General features: G+C 43.2%; 2 protein-coding genes. Both read right to left on the reverse strand.

Annotated elements, in window-relative coordinates:
• The coding region (locus L1D50_RS22510) for a cysteine desulfurase (RefSeq protein ID WP_128728236.1) at positions 1-1,209 on the reverse strand (1,209 nt) is incomplete at its 3' end.
• A 102-nt stretch (positions 1,210-1,311) separates the two neighbouring features.
• A complete protein-coding gene (locus tag L1D50_RS22515) occupies positions 1,312-2,598 on the reverse strand; it encodes a citrate synthase (protein WP_010371472.1) in 1,287 nt (428 codons plus the stop codon).
• Positions 2,599-2,734 lie beyond the last annotated feature (136 nt).

Genomic DNA, 2,734 nt, shown 5'->3' on the forward strand with positions numbered 1-2,734 from the left:
ATCTAATAATTCTATTGTGGCATTTAACGCATTAATAAAATGCTCAATATCATCTTGGTTATTATAAAAAGCCAAACTTGCACGCACTGTCCCGTTAACCTTGAGCATTTTCATAAGAGGCTGAGTACAATGATGTCCGCTTCTGACTGCTACGCCGTATGTATTGAGTAGTGTGGCAAGATCGTAGTGATGCTCGCTTTTATAGTTAAAACTGACTACGCCAACATTGTTTTGTGTATCGCCATAAACCGTGATGCCTTCAATCTGTCTTAGCTTTTCTAAAAGGGCGTGGTAGAGCGTTTGCTCATATCGTTGAAGTGCACTGTGCTCAATCTTGTTTATATAATCTATCGCTGCGGCAAAACCGATAACGCCAGAAATATTGGGCGTGCCGGGTTCAAACTTGCCAGGTGCCTCTCGATAGCTGGATCGCTCGAAGCTCACTTCTTTTATCATTTCGCCGCCGGTTTTATACACGGGGAGCGCATTTAGTTGCTGGTATTTACCATAAAGCCCGCCGACACCTGTTGGTCCAAGCGCTTTATGAGCTGAAAAAACATAAAAGTCGCAATCCAGTGCCTTCAGATCAGGCCTTAAATGCAGTAAAGACTGTGCGCCGTCGATAACCGTGATGGTACCCAATGCCTTACAAACCGAAATGAGCGACTTAATTGGATGAATATTCCCAAGTGCGTTTGAAACGTGGCCCATTGCTAACACATCAGGTTTATGTTGTTTTAACAGCGCAATAGCGCCTTGCTCATCGAGGATGCCGTCTAACATAGGTAACACTAATAAAGTTGCCCCGGTACGTTGACAGGCTTCTTGCCAAGGCACTACGTTAGCGTGATGTTCAAAAGGACTGATGGCAATGACGCTGTCTGAATTGAAGCATGCACTCAGGCCATGAGCCAACAAATTTAGAGATTCAGTAGCGCCGCTGGTCCATACTATTTCTCGTGTTTCTACATTTAAAAAATTTGCAACTGTTTCTCGGGCACTTTCGTAGCGAACGGTGGCGTTTTCACTAAGCGTGTGTAAACCTCTATGTACGTTTGAATTCTCATCTTGATAAAAAGATTTTATGACATCGATGACTTTGTTCGGTTTTTGCGCAGTTGCAGCAGAGTCAAGATAGCAAAGCGGCTGTCCATCAAGTTGTTTGTTCAAAATTGGAAAGTCGTTGCGCAGAGATTGAATGTCAGTCATAACGTACCTGAGTTAATTGAGCAGCGCGATTCTAACGAATACGCGGCGATATTAAAACAAAAAAGGCCGCATTAAGCGGCCTTTTCAAACACAATAACGAGATTATCTGTCGTTTTGTGTTTTGTAGTCGCGAGACGTGTAGCCTTTGTAAAGCTGACGCGGACGACCAATTTTGTGTCCTGGTTGAGAAAGCATTTCGTTCCAGTGTGAAATCCAACCCACAGTACGAGACATCGCGAAGATAACCGTAAACATGCTTGTTGGAATACCGATTGCTTTAAGAATGATACCAGAATAGAAGTCTACATTCGGGTATAGTTTCTTCTCGATGAAGTAAGGGTCTTCTAGGGCAATCTGTTCAAGTTTCATTGCTACGTCAAGCAGTGGATCTTGAATGTTTAGCTCTTTAAGCACTTCGTGACACGTTTGACGCATTACCGTCGCACGTGGGTCAAAGTTTTTATAAACGCGGTGACCAAAGCCCATTAGACGGAACGGATCGTTCTTGTCTTTTGCTTTTGCAACGTACTCGTCAATACGATCAACAGAGCCAATTTCTTCAAGCATAGTTAAACATGCTTCGTTTGCGCCGCCGTGTGCAGGGCCCCAAAGTGATGCAATACCTGCCGCGATACATGCGTATGGGTTTGCACCTGAAGAGCCAGCAAGACGAACGGTTGAAGTTGACGCGTTTTGCTCGTGGTCTGCGTGAAGCATGAAAATACGATCCATTGCTTTAGCAAGCACTGGGCTGACGTTATAGTCTTCAGCTGGTACAGAGAACATCATGTGAAGGAAGTTTTCTGCGTAGCTCAAGTCGTTACGTGGGTATACGAACGGTTGGCCAACGTTATATTTGTACGCCATTGCAGCAATCGTTGGTAGCTTAGCTACTAATTTGATTGCACAACGCATGCGCTGGTCTTCATCAGAAATATCCAAATCTGAGTGATAGAACGAAGATAACGCACCAACTACACCACATAGCATTGCCATAGGGTGCGCATCGACACGGAAACCTTGGAAAAACGCAGCGATTTTCTCGTGCATCATTGTGTTGCGAGTGATCTCATCTGAGAACTCAGCTAGTTGTTCTTCGCTTGGTAATTCACCATTTAATAGTAGGTAGCAAAGTTCAATATAGTTAGAATTTTCAGCAAGTTGCTCAATTGGATAACCGCGGTGAAGCAGTACACCTTTGGCACCGTCAATATAAGTGATAGACGAGTCACAAGAGGCAGTCGACATAAATCCTGGGTCATACGTAAATAGGCCGTGAGCACCTAAAGAACGAACGTCAACTACGTCTTGACCAGCTGTACCCTCGTAAATCGGTAACTCAATCGGATCGTGACCATCAATATGGACTGTGGCTTTTTTATCTGCCATCTATTTGTCTCCTATTTAATAACAATATTCTGATTGTTATGTTGTGATACTAATGTTAAGCAAATTCAGATCATTCTAACTTATAACCTAGGTCAAAAGTCAATTTTTCTGTGATTTATGCATAAATGTATAATAA

Origin of the sequence: Pseudoalteromonas sp. Isolate6 (genome assembly GCF_022398435.1) — a bacterium.
In the GTDB taxonomy this organism is placed as follows: Bacteria; Pseudomonadota; Gammaproteobacteria; order Enterobacterales; family Alteromonadaceae; genus Pseudoalteromonas; species Pseudoalteromonas galatheae.

Bases quoted from the DNA above. Each gene is read 5' to 3' on its own strand.
- L1D50_RS22515 (WP_010371472.1), bottom strand. From the start codon at position 2,598: ATGGCAGATAAAAAAGCCACAGTCCATATTGATGGTCACGATCCGATT.